Origin of the sequence: Methylobacterium sp. BE186, from assembly GCF_031457035.1 — a bacterium.
GTDB classification, from domain to species: domain Bacteria; phylum Pseudomonadota; class Alphaproteobacteria; order Rhizobiales; family Beijerinckiaceae; genus Methylobacterium; species Methylobacterium segetis.
The window spans coordinates 53,444-78,977 of the sequence record NZ_JAVDVV010000012.1 but is presented as its reverse complement, the minus strand read 5'-3'; the positions used below and the strand labels follow the sequence as shown (position 1 = coordinate 78,977).

Annotated in this window: 22 protein-coding genes; 7 read left to right on the top strand and 15 right to left on the bottom strand. The window is 69.9% G+C overall.

Translation table 11 applies throughout. From position 1 onward, the window contains the following. Positions 1-111 precede the first annotated feature (111 nt). Entirely contained in the window at positions 112-603 is a 492-nt protein-coding gene (locus J2X36_RS14200) for an outer membrane protein assembly factor BamE (protein ID WP_310350716.1), read from the top strand. Between the two features lie 39 nt (positions 604-642). Here the strand turns inward: J2X36_RS14200 and J2X36_RS14195 are convergent, their stop codons facing one another. The 5 genes from J2X36_RS14195 to J2X36_RS14175 form a co-directional block, all read right to left on the bottom strand. Then, positions 643-1,308 (bottom strand): HAD hydrolase-like protein, encoded by a 666-nt coding sequence (locus J2X36_RS14195; RefSeq protein ID WP_310350864.1) that lies wholly within the window; start codon positions 1,306-1,308, stop codon positions 643-645. Between the two features lie 41 nt (positions 1,309-1,349). Continuing rightward, the gene (locus J2X36_RS14190; protein WP_310350714.1) at positions 1,350-3,248 is read right to left on the bottom strand and encodes a PAS domain S-box protein; all 1,899 of its coding nucleotides are present in this window, start codon (positions 3,246-3,248) and stop codon (positions 1,350-1,352) included. A gap of 289 nt (positions 3,249-3,537) precedes the next feature. Continuing rightward, entirely contained in the window at positions 3,538-4,629 is a 1,092-nt protein-coding gene (locus J2X36_RS14185; RefSeq protein WP_310350713.1) for an alkene reductase, read from the bottom strand. A gap of 185 nt (positions 4,630-4,814) precedes the next feature. Then, positions 4,815-5,873, bottom strand: coding sequence for a PAS domain-containing protein (locus J2X36_RS14180; protein ID WP_310350710.1), 1,059 nt, complete (start codon positions 5,871-5,873; stop codon positions 4,815-4,817). A 312-nt stretch (positions 5,874-6,185) separates the two neighbouring features. Then, on the bottom strand, positions 6,186-8,333 hold the full coding sequence (locus J2X36_RS14175) for a sodium-translocating pyrophosphatase (protein WP_132249439.1): 2,148 nt from the start codon (positions 8,331-8,333) through the stop codon (positions 6,186-6,188). 350 nt (positions 8,334-8,683) lie between these two features. On the opposite strand from J2X36_RS14175, the gene J2X36_RS14170 reads away from it, so the two are divergent. Then, complete coding sequence (locus tag J2X36_RS14170; RefSeq protein WP_310350707.1) at positions 8,684-8,986, top strand: hypothetical protein; 303 nt, start codon at positions 8,684-8,686, stop codon at positions 8,984-8,986. A 28-nt stretch (positions 8,987-9,014) separates the two neighbouring features. On the opposite strand, the gene thiL is transcribed toward J2X36_RS14170, so the two are convergent. The 7 genes from thiL to glyA form a co-directional block, all read right to left on the bottom strand. Then, on the bottom strand, positions 9,015-10,016 hold the full coding sequence (gene thiL, locus J2X36_RS14165; RefSeq protein ID WP_310350704.1) for a thiamine-phosphate kinase: 1,002 nt from the start codon (positions 10,014-10,016) through the stop codon (positions 9,015-9,017). After that, on the bottom strand, positions 10,013-10,498 hold the full coding sequence (gene nusB / locus J2X36_RS14160; protein ID WP_132249433.1) for a transcription antitermination factor NusB: 486 nt from the start codon (positions 10,496-10,498) through the stop codon (positions 10,013-10,015). Before nusB ends, thiL begins: the two co-directional genes overlap by 4 nt. Next, the gene (ribH, locus tag J2X36_RS14155; protein WP_132249431.1) at positions 10,495-11,016 is read right to left on the bottom strand and encodes a 6,7-dimethyl-8-ribityllumazine synthase; all 522 of its coding nucleotides are present in this window, start codon (positions 11,014-11,016) and stop codon (positions 10,495-10,497) included. The genes nusB and ribH overlap by 4 nt, the downstream gene beginning before the upstream one ends. A 135-nt stretch (positions 11,017-11,151) precedes the next feature. Then, a complete protein-coding gene (locus tag J2X36_RS14150; protein WP_310350698.1) occupies positions 11,152-11,793 on the bottom strand; it encodes a riboflavin synthase in 642 nt (213 codons plus the stop codon). Further along, positions 11,754-12,908, bottom strand: a complete 1,155-nt coding sequence (gene ribD / locus J2X36_RS14145) for a bifunctional diaminohydroxyphosphoribosylaminopyrimidine deaminase/5-amino-6-(5-phosphoribosylamino)uracil reductase RibD (RefSeq protein WP_310350696.1) — start codon at positions 12,906-12,908, stop codon at positions 11,754-11,756. Before ribD ends, J2X36_RS14150 begins: the two co-directional genes overlap by 40 nt. Then, the gene (nrdR, locus tag J2X36_RS14140; protein WP_132249427.1) at positions 12,905-13,417 is read right to left on the bottom strand and encodes a transcriptional regulator NrdR; all 513 of its coding nucleotides are present in this window, start codon (positions 13,415-13,417) and stop codon (positions 12,905-12,907) included. Before nrdR ends, ribD begins: the two co-directional genes overlap by 4 nt. Before the next feature lie 116 nt (positions 13,418-13,533). Beyond that, entirely contained in the window at positions 13,534-14,838 is a 1,305-nt protein-coding gene (gene glyA, locus J2X36_RS14135) for a serine hydroxymethyltransferase (RefSeq protein ID WP_132249425.1), read from the bottom strand. Positions 14,839-15,088: 250 nt separating this feature from the next. On the opposite strand from glyA, the gene J2X36_RS14130 reads away from it, so the two are divergent. Then, positions 15,089-15,742 (top strand): hypothetical protein, encoded by a 654-nt coding sequence (locus tag J2X36_RS14130; protein WP_310350688.1) that lies wholly within the window; start codon positions 15,089-15,091, stop codon positions 15,740-15,742. 29 nt (positions 15,743-15,771) lie between these two features. After that, the gene (locus J2X36_RS14125) at positions 15,772-16,221 is read left to right on the top strand and encodes a hypothetical protein (RefSeq protein ID WP_310350685.1); all 450 of its coding nucleotides are present in this window, start codon (positions 15,772-15,774) and stop codon (positions 16,219-16,221) included. Between the two features lie 119 nt (positions 16,222-16,340). Here J2X36_RS14125 and J2X36_RS14120 read toward each other — a convergent pair whose 3' ends face one another. Beyond that, the gene (locus J2X36_RS14120) at positions 16,341-17,642 is read right to left on the bottom strand and encodes a murein L,D-transpeptidase (protein ID WP_132249419.1); all 1,302 of its coding nucleotides are present in this window, start codon (positions 17,640-17,642) and stop codon (positions 16,341-16,343) included. 294 nt (positions 17,643-17,936) lie between these two features. Here J2X36_RS14120 and J2X36_RS14115 point away from each other — a divergent pair, with 294 nt between their 5' ends. From J2X36_RS14115 to J2X36_RS14105, 3 genes are all read left to right on the top strand, one after another. After that, the gene (locus J2X36_RS14115; RefSeq protein WP_310350682.1) at positions 17,937-18,260 is read left to right on the top strand and encodes a hypothetical protein; all 324 of its coding nucleotides are present in this window, start codon (positions 17,937-17,939) and stop codon (positions 18,258-18,260) included. Positions 18,261-18,302: 42 nt separating this feature from the next. Continuing rightward, complete coding sequence (locus tag J2X36_RS14110) at positions 18,303-19,283, top strand: DUF1775 domain-containing protein (protein WP_310350678.1); 981 nt, start codon at positions 18,303-18,305, stop codon at positions 19,281-19,283. Positions 19,284-19,501: 218 nt separating this feature from the next. Then, a complete protein-coding gene (locus J2X36_RS14105) occupies positions 19,502-21,562 on the top strand; it encodes a TonB-dependent receptor family protein (RefSeq protein WP_405029791.1) in 2,061 nt (686 codons plus the stop codon). 45 nt (positions 21,563-21,607) lie between these two features. Here the strand turns inward: J2X36_RS14105 and J2X36_RS14100 are convergent, their stop codons facing one another. Continuing rightward, entirely contained in the window at positions 21,608-24,031 is a 2,424-nt protein-coding gene (locus J2X36_RS14100) for a penicillin-binding protein 1A (protein ID WP_132249411.1), read from the bottom strand. Between the two features lie 178 nt (positions 24,032-24,209). Then, positions 24,210-25,472 carry an N-acetylmuramoyl-L-alanine amidase gene (locus tag J2X36_RS14095; protein WP_310350673.1) on the bottom strand — a complete coding sequence of 421 codons (1,263 nt, stop codon included), beginning with the start codon at positions 25,470-25,472 and terminating at the stop codon, positions 24,210-24,212. Positions 25,473-25,534: the final 62 nt, after the last annotated feature.

Here is a 25,534-nt window from a genome sequence, read left to right as displayed (position 1 = left end):
AAACCATAACCCCGCGGTACGGCAACCCACGGCCAAGGCGCAAGCGTTCATCGGGCACAGGCCCGGAGCCCGCATCCGTGTCCGGGTTGCCAACAGTCTCAAGGGGGGCCGATGTCGCGCCGTCTCGTCTCGTCGCTCGCTCGTCTCGCCGTGGTCGGGCTCCTCGCCACCGGCGTCTCCGGCTGCATCGGCGAGGATCTTCGGCACGGCTACCAGATCGATCAGGCGGCCGTCGCGTCGATCAAGCCCGGCGCGAGCCCGGAGCAGGTCCTGCAGATCCTCGGGTCGCCCTCGACGGTCTCCACGGTCGGCAACAAGTCCTGGTACTACATCTCCCAGAACACCCGCCGCACGGTGATGTTCCTCGGCGAGTCGGTGCAGGATCAGAAGGTGGTCGCGGTGTATTTCAGCCCCGGCTTCAAGGTGGAGCGCGTGGCCCTCTACGGGCTGCAGGACGGGCGCGTGTTCGACTTCATCGAGCGCACGACGCCGACGAGCGGCGCGGACCGCGCCTTCCTCAGCCAGCTCTTCCGCGGCCTGACGCGCTACGAGCCCTTCGGCAGCGGCAGCAGCCCCGTGCCCGGCGCCAACCGCGGCCTCTGATCGCGGGTCGGCTGGAGCCCGCCGCGCCGCGCGGGCTCCTCAGGCGAGAACGGGCGTCCCGGCGAGCAGCCGGGCGATCTGGCCCGGCTCCTCGAAGAGATGGTCGGGACCGGTGGCGGCGAGCGCGTCGGCCCTTGTGTAACCCCAGGCCACGGCACCGAAGGCGCATCCGGCCGCGCGGGCGGCCTCCGCATCGCGGATCTCGTCGCCCACGCTGAGAACCTCCTTAGGCGCGACGCCGCAGCGGCGGATCAGCGCGGAGAGGCGCCGCGCCTTGCCGAAGAGCGAGGCGCCGCAGGCATAGGCTTCGACGAGGCCGGCGAGGTCCGACCCGAGCACGCGGCGCACGTTCGCCTCCGTGTTCGAACTGAGGATGGCGAGGCGCAGCCCGCGTCCCGCCAGCGCCGTCAGCGCGTCCGGCACGCCCGGGAACAGGCGCAGCCCGTCGATGTCGCGGGCCGCGAGCCCGTGCATGTGGCGCGCGATGGCCGGCAGCTTCCAGAGCGGCACGCCGAGATGCGCCACGATCTCGCGGGCGCCGAGCGCCCGCAGGGCCTCGACCTCGTCCTCGGCGATGCGGCGAAAGCGGTAGCGGTCCGCCACGCCGTTGATGACGGAGCAGAACCAGGGAAAGCTGTCGGCGAGCGTCCCGTCGAAATCGAGGACGACGAGGCGGCAGGGCGCGGGCGGGCGCTCACGGGTCATGGCGGGGCGGGCAAGGCAGAGGGGCGAGCGGAGAGGCCGCCTCAATAGCGCAGATTCGCCACCGGGACACGCAGGCGCATCACCAGCCCGCCCGGCGCCCATTCGTGCTCCAGGCTGCCGTCGAGCTGGCCCGCGACGCTCCGCTCGGCAAGCACCGTGCCGAAGCCGCGGCGGGACGGCGCGTGGGCGATCACGGGGCCGCCCGCCTCCGCCCAGGTCAGATGATAGCTGTCGCCCTCGATGCGGCCGGTCAGCGAGACGGTGCCGTTCTCCGTCGAGAGGCCGCCGTACTTCACCGCGTTCGTCGCCTGCTCGTGCATGATCAGCGCGAGCGCGGTGGCCGCCCGCTCGCCCACCGGCGCGTCGTCCCCGCCGATCGCCACGCGCGCGCGGCCGGCCTGCATGTAGGCCGCCATGATGAGCCGCATCAGGCCGAGCAGCGTCTCGCCCTCGACGGTGGGGGCGCTCTCCGGCGAGTGGGGCCGCACGTATTCATGGGCCTGCGCGAGGGCCGTCAGCCGCTCGCGGAAGGCCTCGACGAAGGGGCGCGCCTCGGGGTCGCTGCGCGCGGTCAGGGCCGCGATGCCCCCCACCACCGCGAAGATGTTCTTGATGCGGTGCGACAATTCCCGGATCAGGAGGTCGCGGGCCTCCTCGGCGCGCTTGCGCTCCCGGAGGTCGCGGGTCACCGTCGCGTAGCCGACCTCCCGGCCGGCCGCGTCGCGCACGGGGAAGATGTTGTAGAGCACGGCGATCCCCTCGCCCGTGCCGAAATGGCGGAAGGCGAGTTCCCCCTCCCACCAGCCGTCGCGGCGCACGGTCGGCAGCACCACCTCGTCGAGGATGCGCTGGCACGCCGGCATGAAATAATCCGCGATCCGGGTCTCCCGGGCGGCGGCGAGGTCGCCGAGCCCGACGAGGCGGAGCGCCGCCTCGTTGAGGTGAACGATCCGCCCCTCCGCATCGGCGACGCCGATGAAATCCTTGGACGTCTCGACGACGGCGGCGAGCTTGCGCGCCTCGGTCTCCGCGCGCTTCAGGTCCTCGATATCGGTGCAGGTGCCGAACCAGCGCTCGATCCGGCCGCTCGCGTCGCGGATGGGCATCGCCCGGCCGAGCGTCCAGCGATATGCGCCCGTATGGTGGCGCAGCCGGTACTCGATCTCGTAGGGCTCGCCGGTGGCAAGCGAGTGACGCCAGCGCGACCAGGCCCGGTCCTGATCGTCCGGGTGGAACATGCCGTTCCAGCCCTCGCCATCTGTCGAGCCGGAGGGCACCCCGGTGAACTCGTACCAGCGGTCGTTGTAATAATCGTGGAACCCGTCGGGCAGCGTGGTCCAGACCATCTGCGGCATCGCCGCGGTCATCACGCGGAACCGCCGCTCGCTCGCTTCGAGCTCCGCCTCGCGGGCGGTGATCGTCGCGAGATTCTGCCGGTGAGCGAGGAGCGCCGTGATCTGCCGAGCGAGCGCGCACATGGTCTCGCTCTGCGCAGGCGAGAGGCCCTGAGGCCGCGGCTCATGGTCGAGGACGCACAGGCTGCCAAGCGGCAGGCCGGAGGGCCCGCGGATGACGGCACCCGCGTAGAACCGCAGGAAGGGCTCGCCCGTCACGAGCGGGTTCTCGCGGGTCCGCCGGTCCGCGGTGAGATCCGGCACGACGAGGAGGGCCTCCTCGCGGATCGCGTGCGCGCAGATCGACCGGTCGAGGGGGGTCTCGGCGCAGCCGAACCCGATCTCGGCCTTGAACCATTGCCGCTCCTCGTCCACGAAGCTCACGAGGGCCGAGGGCGCCTCGCAGACGAGGGCCGCGATCCGGATCAGGTCGTCGTAGGCGGCGTCCTGCGGGGTGTCGAGGACGTGCAGGGCGCGCAGGTCCGCGAGCCGCTCGGCCTCGGACCAGGCCGGCTGGGCCACCTCGCCCGGCAATTCGGACGTCAATTGAGCTGATCCTTCTCCACACGCCGAGAGATAGTCAGCGTGCCCGCCCGGGAACAGGACAAAAACCACCGATCCGGTCGAAAGCCGCAAAAAAGTACGGCTGCCGCGGCGGGAGATCCCGGATCGCAGCAACCTTGCAAGTCAAGGCCGCGACATTCCGCGGCCAGATCAGGTTCTGTCTAAAAATACACAGTTGAGTCAGGGCGCCCGAGCCGAATCGGCGCCGGCATGGGAGCCGGCGCCGGGGCAGGGTTACGCGTCCTCGGCGCAGGCTGGTGCCTGCCGATCCTCAGGCGGCCTTCGAATCCGCGAGCGTCGGATAGTCGATGTAGCCTTCCGGCCCCTGCGAGTACCACGTCTTCGCGACGTCCTTGTTCAGGGGAGCGTCCTCGGCGATCCGGCGCGGCAGGTCGGGGTTGGCGATGAAGGTTCGCCCGAAGGCGACCGCGTCGGCGACGCCCTCGTCGAGGGCGGCCTGAGCGGACCGGCCGTCGTAATCCGAGTTGAGGATCAGGGGACCGCCGAAGGCGCGCTTGATCGTCGGCGCGACGGGGGGACGATTGGCCTTGCCGAAGGTACCGTTGGGGCCGGGCTCGCGCAGTTCCAGGAAGGCGATACCGATGCGCCCCAGGGCCTCGGCGGCGGCGCCGAACAGGGCCTCCGGGTTCGAATCGTCGACGCCCTGGCTGTCGCCGTTCGGGGAGAGGCGCACGCCCGTGCGCTCCTTGCCGGCGACGCCGACGACTGCCCGCGTCACCTCGGTGAGCAGCCGGATCCGGTTCTCGACCGGGCCGCCATACGCATCGTCCCGGAAGTTCGAGCCGTCGCGCAGGAACTGGTCGAGCAGGTAGCCGTTCGCGGCGTGGATCTGCACGCCGTCGAACCCGGCGGCGAGCGCGTTGCGGGTCGCGCGCTCGTAGTCGGCGAGAAGCCGCGGGATCTCGTCGAGGTCGAGCGGCCGGGCCTCCGCATAGGGCTTCTTGCCGGAATAGGTGTGCGCCGCGTCCGGCGCCGTCGTCGCCGAGGCCGAGACCGGCTTCTCGCCGCCGAGGAAATCGGGATGGACGATGCGGCCCATATGCCAGAGCTGGGCGACGATGCGACCGCCTGCCCCGTGCACCGCCGCGACCACCGGCTTCCAGGCCTCGACCTGCTCGTCCGACCAGAGGCCGGGCGCGTAGGGCCAGCCGAGCCCCTCCTGGCTGATGCCGGTCGCCTCCGAGATGATGAGGCCGGCGCCGGCGCGCTGGGCGTAATACTCGGCCATGATCGGCGTCGGCACGTGGGTGCGCGTGGCGCGGCCGCGGGTGAGCGGGGCCATCAGGATGCGGTTCGGCGCATCGATGGCGCCGAGTCGGATCGGATCGAACAAGGAAGGCATAGCGTCTCTCAAGGAAGCTGTTCGGCCGCGCACATACGCCGCGGCTCGGTCAACCGGGACCGCACAGGTCACCGGGTGCGGGATACGTGGGCACTTCGCTGCACTGCACCAGAGTTGTGCCGGCACCGACGGTGCGCTCGCGCACATGGGGCTACGAGCGAGGGCGCGGTGCGGCGCCCGCCGGGTCAAAGCCTCGCGACCGCGATCGTGTTGCCCTGCGTGAGCGCGAAGCGGATGCCGGCCCGGCGCAGCGCCGCGATCGCGACGTGCCGGGTGCGGGCGGAGGACGTGTCCGCGTTCTCCTCCAGCCGCCGGATGCTGGAGAAGGACAGGCCGCTCGCTTTCGCGAGATCCGTCATGGACCAGTCGAGCAGGGCGCGGGCCGCGCGCAGGTGCCAGCCGGCGACGGACAATTCGAGCGCCCTGGCGAGGCCGCCGGTCGCCGGCCCCACCGCCATGCGCTCCGGGCCGGTGAAGGCCGACCACGCCTCGGTCCCCCCGCTTGCGTCGAGGATCGGCGCGAAGGTGCCGCGATAGCGGACGCGCTCGCCGTCGGCGCGGATCTGCGTGTAGAGGTAGGTGAAGGGCTTCGTCCCCGCCCAGGATTGCATCAGCTCTCCCCGCCAGAAGCCGTGCTCCTCGCGCGGGATCGCGCAGAGCCAGTTCTCGTTGAAATCCTCCCGACGCTTGCCGGTGAGGGCGAGAAGCTCGGGCGGATAGGGATCGAACGGGCTCATCGGGATGTGCGAGAAGTAGGATCCGGTCTCCCGGAACAGGCTCCGGCGGCGCCCCGCGTCGACCGCGCGGGCTTGGTCGAGCCGCTCGCGCTCCGTCACGTCGACGAGGAGCCCGGCCGCGCCGATCGGGCGGCCGTCCGCGGCGTGATGGATCTCGCTGTGCCCGAGCATCGTGCGCTGCGCGCCGTTGGGGCGGATGATGCGGAAGCGGCGGTCGCCGAGGACGCCGTAGCGCATCTCGTTCCAGGCGAGCGCGACGGAGGCCCGGTCCGCCGGATGGACGCAGGCGAGGAAGGTCTCGATCCCGGGACGCACGATCCCGGGCTCCAGGCCGAGGAGCCCGTACAGGCCGAGGGACCAGACCTGCTCGCCGGTCGCGAAGGTCCAGCCCCAGTTCCCCGTCAGCCCGAAGCTCTCGACCCGGCGCAGCATCTCCCGCGAGGAATGGGCGAGGCGGGCGGCCGAGAGAAGAAGCCCGCCGTTCCAGTCATCGTCCCGATCCTTCATGGGGCCATCAGTTCCGCGAACGAATTCCGACGCTGCCGCGAGCGTCGTCGCGCGGTTCGGCGGCTCGAAGACGACGCGACATGCCTGACGCCGGGACCGCGGCTGCGGCTTTCACGCAGGCGCAGCGCGCCGCCCGAGCGGCCCCCTACACGTAATCTATGTTAAAACGAGTCCGCAAATGCGCGAAAACGCAACCCGGCGAACGGGTTGCGCTCTGGTCACGATGAGTTGACGTAAAAAATCCGCGCCCGCTCCCGGAGCGGACGCGGATCGTCAGGGCGGATCTCCGGCGTCGACCGGGCTCGCCCGTGCTCAGCTGTGCGCGAGGACGGCGAGCAGGAGCAGGGCGATGATGTTGGTGATCTTGATCGCCGGGTTCACGGCGGGACCGGCCGTGTCCTTGTAGGGGTCGCCGACCGTGTCGCCCGTCACCGCCGCCTTGTGGGCCTCGGAGCCCTTGCCGCCGTGGTGGCCATCCTCGATGTACTTCTTGGCATTGTCCCAGGCGCCGCCGCCCGAGGTCATCGAGATGGCGACGTAGAGGCCCGTGATGATGACGCCGAGGAGCATCGCGCCGACCGTGGCGAAGGCCTGCGCCTTGCCCGCGATGGCCTGGATGACGAAGAACAGGACGATCGGCGAGAGCACGGGCAGGAGCGAGGGGACGATCATCTCCTTGATGGCCGCCCGCGTCAGCATGTCGACGGCGCGGCCGTAATCGGGCCTGTCGCGCCCCTCCATGATGCCGGGCTTCTCGCGGAACTGGCGGCGCACCTCCTCGACGACCGCGCCCGCCGCGCGGCCCACCGCGGTCATGGCGATGCCGCCGAACAGGTAGGGGATGAGGCCGCCGAGCAGCAGGCCGACGACGACGTAGGGGTTCGAGAGCGAGAAATCGACCGTGAGACCCTGGAAGAAGCGGTACTGGGTGGGGCTCGCATTGGCGATGAAGTAGTTGAGGTCCGACGTGTAGGCGGCGAACAGCACCAGGGCGCCGAGACCGGCCGAGCCGATCGCGTAGCCCTTGGTGACCGCCTTGGTGGTGTTGCCGACGGCGTCGAGGGCGTCCGTCGACTTGCGGACCTCGGCCGGCAGCCCCGCCATCTCGGCGATGCCGCCCGCGTTGTCGGTGACCGGGCCGAACGCGTCGAGGGCGACGATGAAGCCGGCGAGCGCCAGCATCGCGGTGACCGCGATGGCGATGCCGAACAGCCCCGCCAGCGCGTAGGTGGCGATGATGCCGGCGACGATGACGAGGGCCGGCAGGGCCGTCGATTCGAGGGAGATGGCGAGGCCCTGGATCACGTTGGTTCCGTGCCCGGTCACCGACGAATCGGCGATGGATTTGACGGGCCGGAAGTTCGTGCCGGTGTAGTATTCGGTGATCACGACGATGAGTGCCGTGATGACGAGGCCGATCACCGCGCAGCCGAGCAGGCCGCCGGAGGTGAAGGTCTGTCCGGTGCTCGTCTTGAACTCGGCGCCGAGGCCGCCGAACAGGGAGACGTTGACCGCGGCGATGGCCCCGATCGAGAGCACGCCGGCGGCGATCAGCCCCTTGTACAGCGCCCCCATGATCGACTGGTTCGCGCCGAGGCGCACCGCGTAGGTGCCGGCGATCGAGGTGAGGATGCAGGCCGAGCCGATGGCCAGTGGGTAGAGCATCATCGCCTCGAGGACGTTGCGCCCGCCCACATCGGTCTGGCCCGCGAAGAAGATCGCCGCGAGCACCATCGTGGCGACCACGGTGACGGCGTAGGTCTCGAACAGGTCGGCCGCCATACCGGCACAATCGCCGACATTGTCGCCGACATTGTCCGCGATCGTGGCGGGGTTGCGCGGGTCATCCTCCGGAATACCGGCCTCGACCTTGCCGACGAGATCGCCGCCGACATCCGCGCCCTTCGTGAAGATGCCGCCGCCGAGGCGGGCGAAGATGGAGATCAAGGAGGCGCCGAAGCCGAGCGCGACCAGCGCGTCGATCACCTCGCGGCTCGCGGGCGCGAGGCCGGCGAAGCGCGTCAGGTAGGTGTAGTAGAGCGCGACCCCGAGGAGCGCGAGGCCGGCCACCAGCATGCCCGTGACCGCACCGGACTTGAAGGCGACCTCTAGCCCGCCGCCGAGCGAGGTCGAGGCGGCCTGCGCGGTGCGGACATTGGCGCGTACCGACACGTTCATGCCGATGAAGCCCGCGACGCCCGACAGCACGGCCCCGATGAGGAAGCCGATCGCCACCTTGATCCCCAGGAAGAAGGCGAGCGCCACGAACAGGATGACGCCGACGATGCCGATGGTCATGTACTGGCGGCGGAGATAGGCCTGCGCGCCCTCGGCGATCGCCCCCGCGATCTCCTGCATGCGCTGCGTCCCGGCGTCTCGTTTCATCACGTCGTTGATCGTGACGATTCCGTAGGCGACGGCGCAGAGCCCGCCCAGGATGATCAGCAGCAATGCGGTCATTCATCCGTCCTTGAATTATGATGCCAGGCGTTGGCTTGTTTCGCCGAGCTCGGCCGGGACGGCCATGGGACGTGGCGCTCGGGTCGTGCCCTTCCTCCCCGGAAGTGCGTGCTCTGATTGCCAAACTTCGCGGCGGAGCGCAAACAGCGCGTACCGTTTCGAACAGCCGATATTGTTGCGCTGCAAAATTATTCAGTATCCGTGCCACCTGCATTATAGCCGTGCGCCCCGCCCCCTCGCGGCGCTCCGGAGCCGCCGCGCCCGACCTCACGAATTCCGATTGCCGGGCAACTCGGCGATGTTAATCAGAGGTTGCAAAGGCGTCAGGGCACAGAGGCAGGGGACACGGGATGAGTGCCGATCAGGTCGCGCGGCTCGCCGCCACGATCGAGACGTTGACGAAGGCCGTCCAGTTCCTGCTCGCGGAACGGGTCAGCGACCAGCCCGAGGATGTCCGAGAGCACCTGATCACGCTCCTGCAACGCTCGTTCTCGGCGCCCGCACCGCGCTCGGCCTCGCCGGCCAGCCGGGTCTCGCAGGGCGACCTCGCCCTCTGGATGCCGGCGGTGGCCGCCGAGCTGATGGACGATGTCCGGGCGCAGCTCGGCCTCGCGCCCCAGGGCCTGCCGAAGGCGCCCGTTCGGGACAGGTGAGATCGGGCAGGCCTCGCGCGGCCCGCCCTCAGCGGAAGTGGCTGAACGAGCCGGCGGCGAAGCTGCGCGAGGCACCCTCGGCGGTCGTGAAGCGCGGCGATCCCTCCCCCGCCACGACCTCGCCGATCACGGCGACGGCCACGCCAGCGGCCACGGCTTCGGCGCGGAAGGCCTCGGTCGCCTCCGGGGGCACCGTGCAGAGGATCTCGTAATCGTCCCCGCCGGTCAGCGCCGTGTCGAGGAGCGCGGCGTCGCCCGCGATGGCCGCGCGCGCGGCGGCGGAGAGCGGGACGGACGGGACGGCGATCTCGGCCCGCCTGCCCTCCCCCCCGCCCATCATCTTGGCGAGATCGCCCGCGAGCCCGTCCGAGACGTCCATCGCGGCGCTGGCGTAGCGGCGCAGCAGGGGCGCGAGGGGCAGGCGCGGGCGCGGATGCAGGTAGCGGTCGAGGAGGTGCCCGCGCTCATCCGCATCGAGCCCGGCCGCCCAGGCTGCCTCCGGCCGCAGGCGCAGCGCGAGGCCGAGCGCCGCGTCGCCGATCGTCCCGCTGACGCAGACCCGGTCTCCGATGCGGGCCGCCTGCCGGCGCACCATGCGGCCGGCCGGCACCTCGCCGAGCGCGGTGACCCCGATGAAGGCCGCCCCCGGGGAGCGGACCGTGTCGCCGCCGAGCAGTGCGCAGCCGAATGCGGCCGCGGCTTCCGCGAGGCCCGCGCTGAAGCCCGCGAGCCAGGCCTCGGTCCAGTCGTCCGGCAGGCCGAGCTGGAGGAGATAGGCCCGGGGCTCCGCGCCCTTGGCGGCGAGATCCGACAGGTTCACGCCGAGCGCCTTGCGGGCGATCGAGGCCGGCGGATCCTCGGGGAAGTAGTGGATGCCGGCCACGAGGGCGTCGGCGGTGAGGACGAGGTCGTGGCCCGGGCGCGGCGTCAGGCTCGCGGCGTCGTCGCGCAGCCCGTCGGCGCCCTCGCCCGCGAGCGGCGCGAAGTAGCGCGCGATGAGCGCGTCCTCGCCGGGCCGCTCCCCGCTCACCCGCGCTTCGCGTCGGCGAGCTCGTCGCCCCGCGTGCCGCGCGCCACCTTGTCGAGCACGGCGTTCACGAGGCCCGGCTCGTCGCCGGCGTAGAAGCTGTGCGCGACGTCCACATATTCCGAGATCGCGGCGCGGGCCGGCACGTCGCGCCGGAACATCAGCTCGTAGGTCCCGGCGCGCAGGATCGCGCGCAGCACCGCCTCGATCCGCTTCAGCGGCCAGCCCTGCGTGAGCGCGCGGTCGATCTGCGGGTCGATCGCCCGCTGCTCCTCGACGACGCCGCGCAGCAGGTCGCGGAAGAAGGCGGGCTCGGCGGGCGGATGGGCGACGCCGTCCACCTCCTGGCCGATCCAGAACACCTCGAATTCGGCGAGCGCCTCCAGGACGCCCTTGCCGGAGATCTCCATGTCGTAGAGGGCCTGCACCACGGCGAGCCGCGCCCCGCTGCGCTCAGCGAGCTTGATGTCTCGTTCGTTCGTCATCGCTCGGCCCCTCCCACAGAGCCGGCCTCGGCCGCACGCTTCAGGGCGAGGACGGCGAGCGCCGCCTCGGCCGCGCCGCCACCCTTGTTCATCTCTCCGACGCGGGCCCGCGCCAGCGCCTGCGCCTCGTTCTCCACCGTCAGGATGCCGTTCCCGAGGGGCAGCCGCAGCGCGACCGAGAGGTCCATGAGCGCGCGCGCGCTCTCGCCCGCCACGATGTCGTAATGGCCCGTCTCGCCGCGGATCACGCAGCCGAGGGCGACGACCCCGTCATAGGGCTCGCCCGAGCGCTCGGCGGCCTCGACGAGGATCGCGACCGTTCCCGGGATCTCCAGGGCTCCCGGCACCGTCACCGTGACCGCGCGGGCGCCCGCCGCCTCGATCGCGGCGAGGGCTCCCGCGAGAAGCTCGTCGGCGAGGTGATCGTAGAACCGGGCCTCGACCACGAGGATGCGCGCGTCGCGCAGCGACGGCGCGGGTCCGACCTCGGGACGCGGTGTGTTCGTCGTCGAAACCATCTCAGCCTTCGTCGATGAGGCAGTGACCCCACGCCCGGCTCCCGGTCGGGAGGGACGGGTCGGCGGCGGGTGGCGAGCGATAGACCGAAGGCCGCCCCTCCACAAGCGGCGGCGGCCGTGCGCGGAATGCGGGGCTCAGCGGGCCGCGGCCTCGGCCCGGCTCTCGGCGAGCCGCGCCGCGTAGCGGGCGATGAGGTCGACCTCGAGGTTGAGCCGGTCGCCCTCGCGCCGCTCGCCCCAGGTGGTGACGGCCAGCGTGTGCGGGATGAGGAGGACCGAGAAGAGGTCGCCCTCGACGGCGTTCACGGTGAGCGAGGTCCCGTCGAGGCAGACCGATCCCTTCTGCGCGATGAAGCGGGCGAGGTGATGGGGTGCCCGCAGGGTGAAGCGCTCGCTCGCGCCCCAATCCCCCTCCCCGCCCGTGACGGGGTCGCGGGCGACGATCTCGGCGAGCCCGTCGACGTGGCCGGTGACGAGGTGGCCGCCGAGCTCGTCGCCGATCTTCAGGGAGCGCTCCAGGTTGATCCGGGTGCCCTCCCGCCAGAGACCGACGGTGGTGCGGGCCAGGGTCTCGGCCGCCGCGTCGACGGCGAAGACGGCCCCCCCGTCCACGGCCTCGACCGTCACGGCCGTCAGGCAGGGACCCGAGCAGGCGATCGACGCGCCGATCGCGATGCCGGCGGGATCGTAGGCCGAGCGGATCTCCAGCCGGCGCAGGCGCTCGTCGCCCGAGACCTTCAGGACCGTGCCGATGTCGGTGACGAGGCCGGTGAACATGGCGGGCTCCGCTCGTAGATGACGGCGCGGTCGAGGCCGAATTGCCGCTCCTCGACCCTTGGGAGGCGGCCGCTCGCGAGGAGCGCGCCGAGACGGGGGCCGACGGCCCGCAGGCCGCCGCGGGGGCCGAGCTCGACCGGCCCGGTGATCAGGGTGCAGACGTCGATGAGGTCGTGCCCCGCGAGCGTGTCCGCAAGGAGCGGGCCGCCCTCGCTGCAGATGCGGGTGATGCCCCGCTGCGCCAGGGCCTCCAGGGCCGCGCGCAGATCGACGCGCCCCCCCGCCTCGGCGCGGACGCAGACGACCTCGACGCCGAAGGTCTGGAGGGTGCGCTTGGCATGGGCGGGGGCGCTGCGCGTCGTGACGACGAGGGTCGGCACGTCCCGGGCGCTGCGAACCAGCCCGCTCGACGGCTGCAGGCGCAGATGCGAATCGAGGATCACCCGCAGCGGGGAACGCCCGGCGAGGCCGGGCAGGCGTACCGTCAGGGAGGGATCGTCGGCCCGTGCCGTGCCGATGCCGATCATGATTGCGTCCGCGTGGGCGCGCCACAGGTGCACGGCCCCGTCGGCGACCGCGCCGGTGATGCGCAGGCGCTCGTTTCCCGAGGCGGCCGCGAAACCGTCCCGGGTGCGGGCGAGCTTGAGACTGACGGCGGGCCGCCCCTCGGTCACCCGCGTGACATGCCCGATGTGATCGCCGAAGGCCCGGTCCCGCAGGATTCCCGTGGTCAGCGCGATCCCGGCCGCTTCGAGGAGCGCGTGGCCGCGTCCCGCCACGCGCGGATCAGGATCCTCGATCGCGGTGACGACCCGGGTAATCCCGGAGGCCACGATCGCCTCGGTGCAGGGCGGCGTCCGGCCGTGATGGGAGCAGGGTTCGAGGGTGACATAGAGCGTCGCGCCGCGCGCCGCATCGCCGGCCATGGCGAGCGCGAGCGGCTCGGCATGCGGGCGCCCGCCCGGCGCCGTCACGCCCTCACCGACGATTCGCTCCGCGCCGGGCGGCCCGGCCACGACGACGGCGCCGACCGAGGGGTTCGGCCAGGTGCGCCCGAGGTTGCGCTGCCCGAGGGCGAGGGCAAGGCGCATGAAGCGGCGGTCGGTCTCGCTCACGGGCGCGCCCGCGCCCCTCGTCGAGGACGCGCAGGCGCGGCGCCGGCCGGCGCCTCCGAGGCCTCGCCGAGCGTGTCGAGCAGCGCCTCGAAATCCTTGGCCTCGCGGAAGTTCTTGTAGACGGAGGCGAAGCGCACATAGGCCACGTCGTCGAGGCCCTTCAGCCCCTCCATCACCAATTCGCCGATGGCCTCGCTGGCGATCTCCGCCTCGCCGCCGCTCTCGAGCTGGCGGGTGATGCCGCTCACCAGTCGCTCGATCCGCTCCGGATCGACGGGCCGCTTGCGCAGAGCCACGTCGATCGAGCGCTGGAGCTTGTCGCGGTCGAAGGGCACGCGCTTGCCCGAGCGCTTGAGCACCACGAGCTCGCGCAGCTGCACACGCTCGAAGGTGGTGAAGCGGCCGGCGCAATCGGGGCAGACGCGGCGGCGGCGGATCGCGGCGCCGTCCTCGCTCGGGCGCGAATCCTTCACCTGCGTGTCGGAGCCGCCGCAATAGGGACAGCGCATCGGGCGCTCAAACCTCGCGTGATCGAACGGAAACGGCCGCGGAGCGCAGAGCCCGCGGCCGTTCCTTACCGTGGTGCAGGCACGGCCGGAAGCGTCTTCCGGCCGGTCCGATCGCCTCAGCCGTAGATCGGGAAGCGGCGGGTCAGCTCGTGCACCTTCCCCTTGACGCGGGCCTCGACCTCGGGGTCGCCGGCCTCGCCCTTGGCCGCCACGCCGTCGAGCACCTCGACGATCAGGCCGCCGATCTGCTTGAACTCCGCCACGCCGAAGCCGCGCGAGGTGCCGGCCGGGGTGCCCAGGCGGATGCCCGAGGTGATGGTCGGCTTCTGCGGGTCGAACGGCACGCCGTTCTTGTTGCAGGTGATGTGGGCGCGGGACAGCGCGGCCTCGGCCGCCTTGCCGGTGAGGCCCTTCGGCTGCAGGTCGACCAGCATCAGGTGGTTGTCGGTGCCGCCGGAGGTGATGGCGTAGCCGCCCGAGATGATGGTGTCGGCGAGCGCCTTGGCGTTCTCGATGACCTGCTTGGCGTAGATCTTGAACTCGGGCTTCAGGGCCTCGCCGAAGGCGACCGCCTTGCCGGCGATGACGTGCATGAGCGGGCCGCCCTGCAGGCCGGGGAAGATGGCCGAGTTGAACTTCTTGGCGAGCGCCTCGTCGTTCGTGAGGATCATGCCGCCGCGCGGGCCGCGGAGCGTCTTGTGGGTCGTCGTGGTGGCAACGTGGGCGTGCGGGAACGGCGACGGGTGGACGCCGGCCGCGACGAGGCCCGCGAAATGCGCCATGTCGACGAAGAAGTAGGCGCCGACCGCGTCGGCGATTTCACGGAACTTCGCGAAGTCCCAGTGGCGCGGATAGCCCGAGCCGCCCGCGATGATGACCTTGGGCTTGTGCTCGTGGGCGAGGCGCTCGACCTGCTCCATGTCGATGCGCTGGTCGTCGCGGCGCACGGTGTAGGAGACGGGCTTGAACCACTTGCCCGAGACGTTCGGGGGCGCGCCGTGCGTCAGGTGGCCGCCGGCCGCGAGGTCGAGCCCCATGAAGGTGTCGCCGGGCTGCATCAGGGCCATGAACACGCCCTGGTTCGCCTGCGAGCCCGAATTCGGCTGCACGTTGGCGAAGCCGCAATTGAACAGGCGCTTGGCGCGCTCGATCGCGAGCTCCTCGGCGATGTCGACGAACTGGCAGCCGCCATAGTAGCGGCGGCCCGGATAGCCCTCCGCGTACTTGTTCGTGAGCACCGAGCCCTGCGCTTCGAGCACCGCGCGGGAGACGATGTTCTCCGAGGCGATCAGCTCGATCTCGTCCTGCTGACGGCCGAGTTCCTGCTCGACGGCCTTGGCGATCTCCGGATCGGCCTCGGCGAGAGAGGCGGCGAAGAACGTGTTCGTGAAATGCTTGTCGGCAGCGGTACCGGCGCTCATGAGATGGCCTCTTGTCTTATGCTCGGGTGACGACCCGGTTGACCCGTCGGCGTGCACGGGCGGGCGTTCAAGCAGGGAGTTCTACACGGGCTGGAATGCCAGGCCAAGCACAGGCGAATTTGCCGCCCCCTTCAAAAAAAATTGAGCATTGGGGCCCGCCATTCGAGCCTCAACAGGCCGTCAGGAATAATTGACATTTTTAGGAAAATTTGCAACAATCGACCTGCTTTCCTTGAGGAGGTCGCCAAGAATGCCTATTCATCCGACGGATCTAGAGATTAGATCGGAGTTCGCATTCCTCGAAATTCAGCTCAACATCTTAAAAATCGAAATTTTACTTAACAAGAAGGCGAACTTCAATCCTGATCAGCCGCGCGACGCGTGCGGACGTTGGTGCATTCAGGGACCAAGTCATGTAGAGGTCATCAGAAAAGATCGAACTGGCGACCCAAAAATCGATGCTAAAACTGATTTGCTGATCGATATTGTAAAAGAAGTCGTCGAAGAAGTGGGTGCCGGAAGCGGTCCTTTGTACGGTGTATATATACATACGAATTCAGCGCAACGAATCCGCGATCTCAACCTGCCTGGAATTGGTAAAGACGGTGTTGAGCAGAGTTTCGGTGCTGGAGACCTCGTCAGGTACGGGCTCAATGGAAGCATTCGAACAGATGTTATTTTGCGTGATGCAGAAGGAACCAACGGGCGTGTTCTAGCAATCTGGGACTTCAAAACAGGTAATGCGCGCCTCACAGAAGCTCGTGCTGCCGAGATTCGAGCAGCCACGGGGGTCGGCAAAGATGTGCCAATCATCGAAATTCACATCCTTCGCGGCATCAATGTGAAGCAAATCATCTCAACTCTTTATCAAAACAGAAGACGCGCACTCCTAAACAATCCATGAATTTACGCACTTAAAATGAGACGCAAGACATGTCATACGAAGCATACATATTCTGCGATCGCGTGATCAGATCGATAACCGACTGGCAGCGCCACATCGATGACTTAGGCTTCGAAGTCCGCATCGATTCCGATCGGGACCTCCGCACATCGAAGGGACATCTTCCAGCCATCTGGCAAGATCGCGAGGTCGGCTTCGAATTCGGGCCGATCGACTGCGAAGACGTGCTCAGAACGTACGACGACTTGGATCTCGGAGGGCCGTGGCAGCATGCCTTTGCCCTTTACTGGAACACGCTGCCGGGTTTCGTGGGAGCCTGGGTGTGCGCGGCCGCTTACGCGAAAGCCGTGGGCGGCTTCGCCTTCGATCCTCAGGAGAGCGTCCTCCTGTCGCCCGACGCGGCGGTTCGCCACGCGCAGTCGGCGATCGATTCGCTGCCGTCCATCGAGGCGATGCTCGCAGCGCAGCGGCGGCGCTGAACGACGACACGGAAGGGACGACGCGGCTAAGCGCCGCCCGCGATCCTGTGGCGGATCAAGGCGTCCGCGCGTAGGCGCTTCGAGCGGTGCGGTCTCGGCCGCACCGCTCGGGATGAGGCTCAGTTCTCCTCGTCGCCCGGCTCGAAGGTCTCGGGCACGGTTTGCTCGGCGCTCGCCACCGGCGTCGGTGCCGAGATCGTCGAGGGCACGTTCACGCCGTCGCGCTTGTAGATGTCGTCCCGGAACTGGACGAGGCCGTCCGGGGTCGACCAGGCCGTGATGTAGGTCCAGTAGACCGGCACGGGCTGGGTCAGGCGGGCATCGACGCGCTTGCCGCTCTCGATCGCCTGCTCGACCTCGTTGCGGCCCCAGCCGGGCGTGTCCTTGAGGAGCCACGTGATGTACTCGCGCACGTTCTGCACGCGCACGCAGCCCGAGGAGATGAAGCGGAAATCGTCGCCGAACACGCCCTTCGTGTTGGTGTCGTGCATGAACACGCCGTGCGGGTTCGGGATGTTGATGCGCACGATGCCCATCGAGTTGAAGTCGGCGCCCGAATCCTGGCGGTAGGTGTAGCGGGTGCCCTCGTCGGAGAACCAGTTCACGGATTTCGGCGAGACCTCGCCAGCGCCCGACAGGATGCGGATCTTGTTGTCCGTCAGGTAGTTCGGATCCTTCTGCATCTTCGGGATCAGGTCCTTCTTCACGATGGAAGCGGGGACCGTCCAGGTCGGGTTGAAATTGATCTCGGTCGCCTTGGTGTTCATGATCGGCGACTGCCGGTCGATCTTGCCGACGCCCGCGGCGTGCAGGGTCACGACCTGCCCGTTCTCGACCGTCTGGACGAGGGCCGCCGGGATGTTCGTGATCACGAAGCGGTTGCCGAGATTGCCCGCGTAGGAGCGCAGGCGCACCACGTTGATCTCGAGCTGGCGCAGGCGCACGTCGGCGGGGACGTTCATCGCCTGCTGCGTCGCCGTGCTCATCTGGCCGGTCTGGCTGAGGCCGTGGCGGGCCTGGAAGCGCTTCACGGCGGCGGCGACGTAGGAATCGTAGACGCCCGAGGTGCCGGCCACCGGGTCGAGGTCGCCGGTGACGATCAGGCGCTGGCGGATGGCGGCGACGGCGGGGCCGCGGCCGCCGATGCGCAGGCGGTCCGCGCCCGAGACCGGACGCCAGCCGCCGCGGGCGACGATGTCCCGATAGCGCTCGACCATCTGCTCGGTCGCCGTCACCGTCTGGGGCGACAGGATCGGGGTGAGCGAGCGCTGCACCTGCATGGCGGCGGGCGAGGCGTAGTCCTGCGCCCACTCGGCCTGGGCGAAGCCGCCGGCGTCGCGGGCGGCGGCCGGCTGCGCGATCGCCACGGCGGCGAGGAGCGCGAAGCCGAGCGTGCGGGTGGTGTGTGCCTGGGTCAGCATCGGTCGGAAGCTCTGGTCCATGAATGGAGCACGGCGGTTTCGGGCCGAGGGACGCCGACGCGCCGGAAACTGCGTGCCCTCAGGGTGTCGAGGTACGGTTAAGAACCCATGCTCTCCGGGCCAGAATGTGGCACGGCGGTGCTCAAGCGCACACGCCTTCGCGGTGCGGCCCTGCGGCAACAGCGCCGTCGCCCGGACTGTGGCAGGAATGGCGCGCTGTGGCGCGATCGCTTAAGGGGTGCCGCGATGAGGGCCGGGAGCACGAGACGGGGCGGATGGCGTGCGGCGACGGCCGTGATCGCGCTCTACGCCTTCGTGCTCCAGATCATGATCGCAGGGATCATCCCGATCGCGGCCTCCGGTCCCGACGGCATCCTCTGCCTTCACGAATCCGACATTGCCTCGGCGCAAGGCAAGCCGGCGCCCGTCCATCACCACGCCGATTGCTGCACGGCGGCCCCGCTCCTCGGGACGGCCGAGCCCCCCCGCGCCACGCTCAGCACGGCGGCCTGGATGCCCGGCGCCGCGAGCCGGATTTCCTGGGTCCCCGCGACCGAGACGCTGCCGCGCGCGCCCCCCGGGCAGATTCCCCATCCGAGAGGTCCCCCCGCCGCCTGAAGGCTCTCGCATCCCGATTCCTTCAGACGACGGACCACGATCATGAACCGCATTCCCCGGGTCGAGCTCTGCGCCGCCCTTCTCCTCACCGCCTCGACCTCCGCCGCCCTCGCCCACGCCGTGCTCGAACGGAAGGAGGCGAGCCCGAACGCCGCCTATCGCGGCGTCGTCCAGATCATGCACGGCTGCGACGGCCAGCCGACGACCCGGGTCAGCGTCACGATCCCCGAGGGCGTGACCGGCGCGAAGCCGATGCCGAAGGCCGGCTGGCAGATCGCCACCGCGCGCGGCGCCTACGACAAGCCCTATCCCTCCTTCCACGGCACCGTCAGCGAGGGGGTGAAGACGATCACCTGGAGCGGGGGCGAGCTGCCCGACGATCAGGTCGACGAGTTCACCTTCTTCGCCCGCATCTCGGACGCGTTCAGCCCCGGCGCCGCGATCTACTTCCCCGTCGAGCAGGATTGCGCCAAGGGCGGCTACCGCTGGAGCGAGATCCCCGCGGAGGGCGGGAAGGCGGCCGACCTCAGAACGCCGGCGCCGGCGGTGCGCGTCGTCGCCGCGGCCGCGGCCGCCGAGCGGTCGCCCTCCCCCGCCCCGGCGGCGCGTGCGGGCGACCTCGCCATCGAAACGCCCTGGCTCCGGGCGACGCCCGGCGGCGCGAAGGTGGCGGGCGGCTATGTCCGCATCACCAACACCGGCTCGCAGCCCGATCGCCTGACCGGGGCCAGCATGGCCCTCGCCGGGCGCGGCGAGATCCACTCGATGTCGATGGATGGCGGCGTCATGAAGATGGCGCCGGTCGAGGGCGGCCTCTCCATCAAGCCCGGCGAGACCGTGGAGCTGAAGCCCGGCGGCCTGCACCTGATGTTCCTCGACCTCACGGGGGCGCCGAAGGTCGGCGAGCCCGTGAAGGGCAGCCTGACCTTCGAGAAGGCCGGCGCCGTCCCCGTGACCTTCGCCGTGGCCCCGATCGGCGCGCAGGCGCCGGCCGCTGCCGGCGGCGGGCATCAGCACCACTGAGGCGCCCCGCCCGGCGATCCGCCGGACGTGATGCGTGCCCGACCCGCGCCCCTCTCGGACAGACCGAAGGGGGCGGCCGGTCCCGAACCATCTCGCGCGCGAGCTCCGCGCGCCCTCTCCCTCTGTCAGACGCGCGTGCCCGCCGCACGAGCCGGGACGCGTCCGGAGATCCCTCCATGCCCTCCCCCACCCGAACAGGCGTCCTCGCCCTCGCGGTGATGGCGGCCTCGCCGCTCGCGAGCCGGGCTCAGGACAGCGCCAGCGCGGCGCTGCCCGAGCTCTCGGTGAGCGGCGCCGGAACCGCCGGCTCGCTCACCGTGCCAAGCGTCGCGGATCAGCGGCGCGCCCTGAACGGCACCGTGGGCTCCGTCGCCTTCGTCGACGCGCAGGACTTCCAGAACCGCTACGCCAACACCCTGCGGGACGTGCTCAAGGACGTCCCCGGCATCTACGTGCAGGAGCGCTACGGGCAGGAACTGCGCCTGTCGATACGCGGCTCCGGCCTCAGCCGCGGCTTCCACCTGCGCGGCATCGAGGTGCTGCAGGACGGCATCCCCTTCAACCTCGCGGATGGCAGCGGCGATTTCTACCAGATCGACCCGCTCGCCCTCCGCTCGGTCGAGGTCTTCAAGGGCGGCAATGCCCTGGCCTTCGGCGCGACGACCCTCGGCGGCGCGGTCAATTTCGTGACGCCGACCGCCTACACGGCCTTCGCGCCGAACATCCTGCGCATCGACGGGGGCGCCTTCAACACGATCCGCGAGAACGTCCAGGTCTCCCGCATCTCCGGTCCCGTCGATGCCCTCATCAACGCCACCTTCACGAATTCGGACAGCTACCGGTTTCACGAGGTGCAGCGGACGCAGAACGTCAACGCGAATATCGGCTACCAGCTCGCCCCAGGCGCCGAGACCCGCTTCTATGTCGGCGCCTACCTCACCGACCAGAAGCTGCCCGGAACGCTGAGCCTGTTCAACGCGCTCGAGAATCCGCGCATCGCGAACCCCGCGGCGATCGCCGGCAACCAGTCGCGCAAGGTCGAGACCGAGCGGATCGCCAACCGGACCTCGTTCCTGCTCGACGTGGGCAAGCTCGATATCGACACCTGGGCGATCCACAAGGCGCTGTTCCACCCGATCTTCCAGGTCATCGACCAGGATGGCTGGACCTACGGCCTCGCGCCGCGCTGGGCCGGCACCTACGACGTCGCGGGCTTCCGCAACGACACGATCCTGGGCTTGCGCGCCTATGCCGGCGTGAACTCCGCCCTGCAATTCGTGAACATCAATGGCCAGCGCGGCGCGCAGACCCTGAACTCGGAGCAGCGCGCCTCGAATGTCGAGGCCTATGGCGAGAACCGGTTCTGGTTCCTGCCCGACGTGGCGCTGATGATCGGCGCGAAAGTGTTCTCCTCCGACCGCACCTACCGGAATTTCGGGGGCTTGGCGGCGAGCCCGGTGCCGCAATTCGCGAGCCGCACCTACGAGGGGGTGAACCCGAAGATCGGGCTCCTCTGGCAGCCGCTGCCGGACATCCAGGTCTTCGGCGACGTCACCCGCTCGCGGGACGTGCCCGACTTCTCGGACCTCGTGCAGCAGAACACCCTGCGCACCGTCTTCGTGCCGCTGGAGGCTCAGCGCGCCTGGACCTACGAGGCGGGCAGCCGGGGCCGGATCGGCCCGCTCGGGTGGGACGTCACCGTCTACCGCTCGGAGATCCGGGATGAATTGATCAACTTCAACACGGCGGGCGGAGCGGCGATCGGGGTGCCGGCCGCGACCTTCAACGCGCCCCGGACGCGCCACCAGGGCGTCGAGGCCGCCGCCTTCCTCGACGTGGCTCGGGATCTCGGCGCCGCCGGCGACCGGCTCACCCTCGGGCAGATCTGGACGCACAACGATTTCCGCTTCGTGGGCAACCGGATCTACGGCAACAACCAGATCGCCGGGGTGCCACGGGACGTGCTGCGGACGGTGGCGACCTATGCCCATCCGAGTGGGTTCTACGTCTCCCCCTCCCTCGACTGGGTTCCCCAGGGCGCCTTCGCCGACCACGCGAACACGCTGCGCGTGCCGGGCTACGCCCTGTTCAACATCCAGACCGGAATCGACTTCGCCAACGGCGTGTCGCTCTTCGTCGATGCCCGGAACCTCACGGATGCGCGCTACGTGTCGGACATCTCCGTGGTCGCGGATGCGAGGGCGAGCGCGGGGCCGCTCGTCGCCTTCTATCCCGGCGTCGGTCGGGCGATCTTCGGCGGGGTGCGGGCCTCGTTCTGATGCGCCCGGTCCGGGAGGCCGCACGCGGCCTCCCGAATCCTGCCCTCAGTACAGCCCACCGGCCTGTGCGGCCCGGTCCGCGTCGGGCGGGACGGCGCCCGGCGGCGGTGCGGCGGGCTGGGCGACGTAGGCGTCCGGCGGCGCGGTGCCGGGCTTGAAGGCCTCGAGGATCGTACCAGCGCCCTCGCCCGAGCCGGCGCGCATGCCGGAGGAGGCGCTGACGCGGATCAGCTTGATGCCCGGCGGCACGCGGAACGGCGTCGGCGGCTTGTCCTTGAGCGCGTTCTTCAGGAAATCGAGGGCGATCGGCGCGGCGAGGCCGCCGCCGGTCGCCCGGTCGCCCAGCGAGCGCGGCTTGTCGAACCCGAGATAGATCCCGACCGCGAGATCCGGCGAGAAGCCCACGAACCACGCGTCCTTGGCGTCGTTCGTCGTGCCGGTCTTGCCGGCGAGCGGCTTGCCGATCTGCTTCAGGATCGTGGCCGTGCCGCGCTGAACCACGCCCTCCATGATCGAGACCATCTGGTAGGCGGTGAGCGGATCGAGCACCTGCTCGGAATCGTCCACGAGCTTCGGCTCGTCCTGGCCTGACCATTTCTCCGCGTCGCAGCCGACGCACTTGCGGTTGTCGTGCCGGTAGATCGTCTCGCCGGTACGGTCCTGGATCCGGTCGATCAGCGTCGGGCGTATGCGGCGGCCGCCATTGGCGAGCATCGAGTAGGCGGTGACCATGCGCATCACCGTCGTCTCGCCGGCACCGAGCGACATCGGCAGGACGGGGAGCATGTCGTCATAGACGCCGAAGCGGCGGGCATACTCCGCGATGAGCGGCATGCCGACATCCTTCGCCAGTCGCACCGTCATCAGGTTCTTCGAATGCTCTATCCCGTAGCGCAGCGTATGCGGGCCGCCCGACTTGCCGTCGTAGTTCGAGGGCGTCCACGCCTCCTGGCCCGGCCCCGCCTCGATGGTGATGGGCGAGTCCTGCACGATCGAGGACGGCGTGTAGCCGTTGTCGAGCGCGGCCGAGTAGACGATCGGCTTGAAGGACGAACCCGGCTGGCGCTGCGCCTGCGTCGCCCGGTTGAACTCGCTCTCGTCGAAGGAGAAGCCGCCGACCATCGCGTGGACGCGGCCCGTATAGGGGTCCATCGCCACGATGGCGCCGGAGAGTTCCGGCTTCTGGCGCAGGCGGAACTGGCCGCGCCCGCCCTCCATGGCCTCGACGTAGACCACGTCGCCGGCCGAGAGCGCGCCCGCGCCGCGCCCGATCCAGCGCATGCCCTCGGGCGGGATCGTGCCGGTCTCGCGCTCCTTGGTCACCGCGCCCGACGCCTCGCGCCGCGGCTGCAGACCGACCTGCACGGAACCGCCCGCCGTCGAGAGCACCACCGCGAGCCGCCAGGGTGCGACGTCGCCGAGCGCCGGCACCTCGGCCACCGCCATGCCCCAGTCGCGGCCGGTCAGGTCGACCCGGGTCTGGGGCCCGCGCCAGCCATGCTGCTGGTCGTAGCGGATCAGCCCGTCGACCAGGGCCTTGCGGGCCCAGGCCTGCATCTTCGGATCGAGGGTGGCGCGCACCGAGAGACCGCCCTCGTAGAGCTTCTTCTCGCCGTAGCGCTCGGAGATCTCGCGGCGGACCTCCTCCGTGAAGTAGTTGGCATTGGCGGCGTTGGGGAAGGCGACGCGCGGGTTGACGCCGAGCGGCATCTTCTTCGCGGCATCGCCCTCCTCGCGGGTGATGTACCCGTTCTGCGCCATCAGACCGATGATCTCGTTGCGCCGGTCGAGCGCCTTCTGGGTCTGCCGATAGGGATGGTAGTTGTTCGGCCCCTTCGGCAGGGCCGCCAGATAGGCGGCCTCGTTGATCGTCAATTCGTGAACGGACTTGCCGAAATAATCGAGCGCGGCCGCCGCGACGCCGTGAAGGTTGCGGCCCGGCACGATCGTGCCGAGGAAGATCTCGTTCAGGTAGAGCTCGAGGATCTTGTCCTTGGAATAGGCCGCCTCGATCCGCAGCGCGATCAGCGCCTCGCGCACCTTGCGGTCGATCGTCTGCTCGTTCGTCAGCAGGAAGTTCTTGGCGACCTGCTGCGTGATCGTGGAGGCGCCCTGCTTCTTGCCGCTCTTGGCGTTCGTCAGCACCGCGCGAACGATGCCCTCCGGATCGATGCCGCCGTGCTTGTAGAAGTTCTTGTCCTCGGCCGAGAGGAAGGCCGCCACGACGATCTTCGGCATCGCCTGGATCGGAAGATAGAGCCGCCGCTCGCGGGCATACTCGGCGAGCAGCGAACCGTCGGCCGCGTGCAGGCGCGTCATCACCGGCGGCTCATAATTCGCCAGGGCAGCGTGATCGGGCAGGTCCTGGCTGTATTTCCAGTAGAAGAAGGCGCCCGCCGCCGCCAGCAGGACGAACACCACGGCGCCCGCGCTGAACAGAAAGGCAAAGAATCGAAGGATGAAGCGCATCCGGTGTCCCGTCCGTCGAGTGCTCTGCCGCCGCGGCGGGCCGCGCCAAGCCCCTGGGCAGCGACCCGCCTCGCGGGCACTGTCCGAGGCTCATGGCGGTGGTGTCACGCCCCCTGGCGAATGTCGATGTCTCGACGCCGCGTGCGGGGCTCTCATGGGCCCCGTATCGACACCGGATCTATGGTGAAACTGGGGCGATCGACGCGGCCTTGCGCGCGCTCGGGCCGGGGCGCGTCAGGCTCGCGCGGTTCGTGAAGAACAGGTCGATCGCCTTCGCCATCGAGCCCGTCACCGTCTCGCGCCACTCCTCGGATTGCAGGAGGTCGAGGTCGCGCTTGCTCGACAGATAACCGAGTTCGACCAGCACGCTCGGCACGTCGGGCGAGCGAAGCACCCGGAAGCCCGCCTCGCGGTGGGGCTTGGGGCTCATCTCCATCACCGGGCCGAGTTGGCCCATCAGGGTGCGGGCGAAGGACGAGGAGAAGCCGCGGGTCTCGCGCAGGGTGAGTTCCTGCAGGATGTCGGCAATGTCCGCCGGCGCCTCGCTCGAATCGGTGCCGGCCGCCGCGTCGGCCTTGTTCTCGCGATCGGCGAGCCGGGCGGATTCGGCGTCCGTCGCCCTCTCGGAGCCGGTGTAGATGGTGGCGCCCCGCACCTGCGGAGCGGCCGAGATCGAATCGGCGTGGATCGAGACGAACAGGTCGGCCTTGGCCTCCCGCGCGATCCGGACCCGTTCGCCGAGCGGCACGAAGACGTCGCGGTCACGGGACATTCGGACGCGATAGCGGCCGGCGGCCTCCAGGCGCTTCCCGAGCGCCTGCGCGAAGCCGAACACGATATCCTTCTCGAAGACCCCGGTCGCCGCGATGGCTCCCGGGTCGATGCCGCCGTGGCCGGCATCGACCACGATGAGCGGGCGGAGATCGCCCGTGTCGGTCGGCGCGGCACTCTTGGCTTGCGACGGCGCCGGATCGCTCGCCACCGCCGCCTTGCGGAACGCTTCCCGATCGGTGCGCTGCAATTCGATCGTGAACAGGACGGCCCCGTCGCGGGGGCGCGTCACGGTCTCGGCCCGCACGACCGTGGCCGGGCTCGCCAGATCGATGACGATGCGCGAGCGGCCCGGGGCGAAGAGGCCGTACCGGAAGGATTGGATCAGTCCCTCGCGCCGGCGCCCGCTCTCCGGGTCGAGCTGGAAATTGACCTCGGCGAGATCGATCACGGCCCGGTCCGGCCGCTCCATCACGAAGGCGCGCGCCTCGACGGGCTTCGACAGGGTCAGGGTGAGCTTGGTGGAGCCGCCTGGCGCACCGGACACGTCCGCCGCGATCGCGACCGCGCCTCCTCGGCTCCTGTCGCCATCCTGTGCGCCGGCCGGGCTCATCGCGACGAGAGCGAGAGCCAGACAGCAGGATCGAATCAGGCGAGCGCGTGTCAGCATCTTTTGGCGACTGTTCCGGATGCCTCCGGTTAGGACATAGAGCCGACAGGGTTAACCATTCG

Excerpts from the sequence above, each read along its gene's own strand:
- J2X36_RS14200 (WP_310350716.1), top strand. The coding sequence starts at position 112 with ATGTCGCGCCGTCTCGTCTCGTCGCTCGCTCGTCTCGCCGTGGTCGGG.
- J2X36_RS14195 (WP_310350864.1), bottom strand. The coding sequence starts at position 1,308 with ATGACCCGTGAGCGCCCGCCCGCGCCCTGCCGCCTCGTCGTCCTCGAT.
- J2X36_RS14185 (WP_310350713.1), bottom strand. The coding sequence starts at position 4,629 with ATGCCTTCCTTGTTCGATCCGATCCGACTCGGCGCCATCGATGCGCCG.
- J2X36_RS14180 (WP_310350710.1), bottom strand. The coding sequence starts at position 5,873 with ATGAAGGATCGGGACGATGACTGGAACGGCGGGCTTCTTCTCTCGGCC.
- J2X36_RS14175 (WP_132249439.1), bottom strand. The coding sequence starts at position 8,333 with ATGACCGCATTGCTGCTGATCATCCTGGGCGGGCTCTGCGCCGTCGCC.
- J2X36_RS14170 (WP_310350707.1), top strand. The coding sequence starts at position 8,684 with ATGAGTGCCGATCAGGTCGCGCGGCTCGCCGCCACGATCGAGACGTTG.
- nusB (WP_132249433.1), bottom strand. The coding sequence starts at position 10,498 with ATGACGAACGAACGAGACATCAAGCTCGCTGAGCGCAGCGGGGCGCGG.
- ribH (WP_132249431.1), bottom strand. The coding sequence starts at position 11,016 with ATGGTTTCGACGACGAACACACCGCGTCCCGAGGTCGGACCCGCGCCG.
- J2X36_RS14150 (WP_310350698.1), bottom strand. The coding sequence starts at position 11,793 with ATGTTCACCGGCCTCGTCACCGACATCGGCACGGTCCTGAAGGTCTCG.
- nrdR (WP_132249427.1), bottom strand. The coding sequence starts at position 13,417 with ATGCGCTGTCCCTATTGCGGCGGCTCCGACACGCAGGTGAAGGATTCG.
- glyA (WP_132249425.1), bottom strand. The coding sequence starts at position 14,838 with ATGAGCGCCGGTACCGCTGCCGACAAGCATTTCACGAACACGTTCTTC.
- J2X36_RS14130 (WP_310350688.1), top strand. The coding sequence starts at position 15,089 with ATGCCTATTCATCCGACGGATCTAGAGATTAGATCGGAGTTCGCATTC.
- J2X36_RS14125 (WP_310350685.1), top strand. The coding sequence starts at position 15,772 with ATGTCATACGAAGCATACATATTCTGCGATCGCGTGATCAGATCGATA.
- J2X36_RS14120 (WP_132249419.1), bottom strand. The coding sequence starts at position 17,642 with ATGCTGACCCAGGCACACACCACCCGCACGCTCGGCTTCGCGCTCCTC.
- J2X36_RS14110 (WP_310350678.1), top strand. The coding sequence starts at position 18,303 with ATGAACCGCATTCCCCGGGTCGAGCTCTGCGCCGCCCTTCTCCTCACC.
- J2X36_RS14105 (WP_405029791.1), top strand. The coding sequence starts at position 19,502 with ATGGCGGCCTCGCCGCTCGCGAGCCGGGCTCAGGACAGCGCCAGCGCG.
- J2X36_RS14100 (WP_132249411.1), bottom strand. The coding sequence starts at position 24,031 with ATGCGCTTCATCCTTCGATTCTTTGCCTTTCTGTTCAGCGCGGGCGCC.
- J2X36_RS14095 (WP_310350673.1), bottom strand. The coding sequence starts at position 25,472 with ATGCTGACACGCGCTCGCCTGATTCGATCCTGCTGTCTGGCTCTCGCT.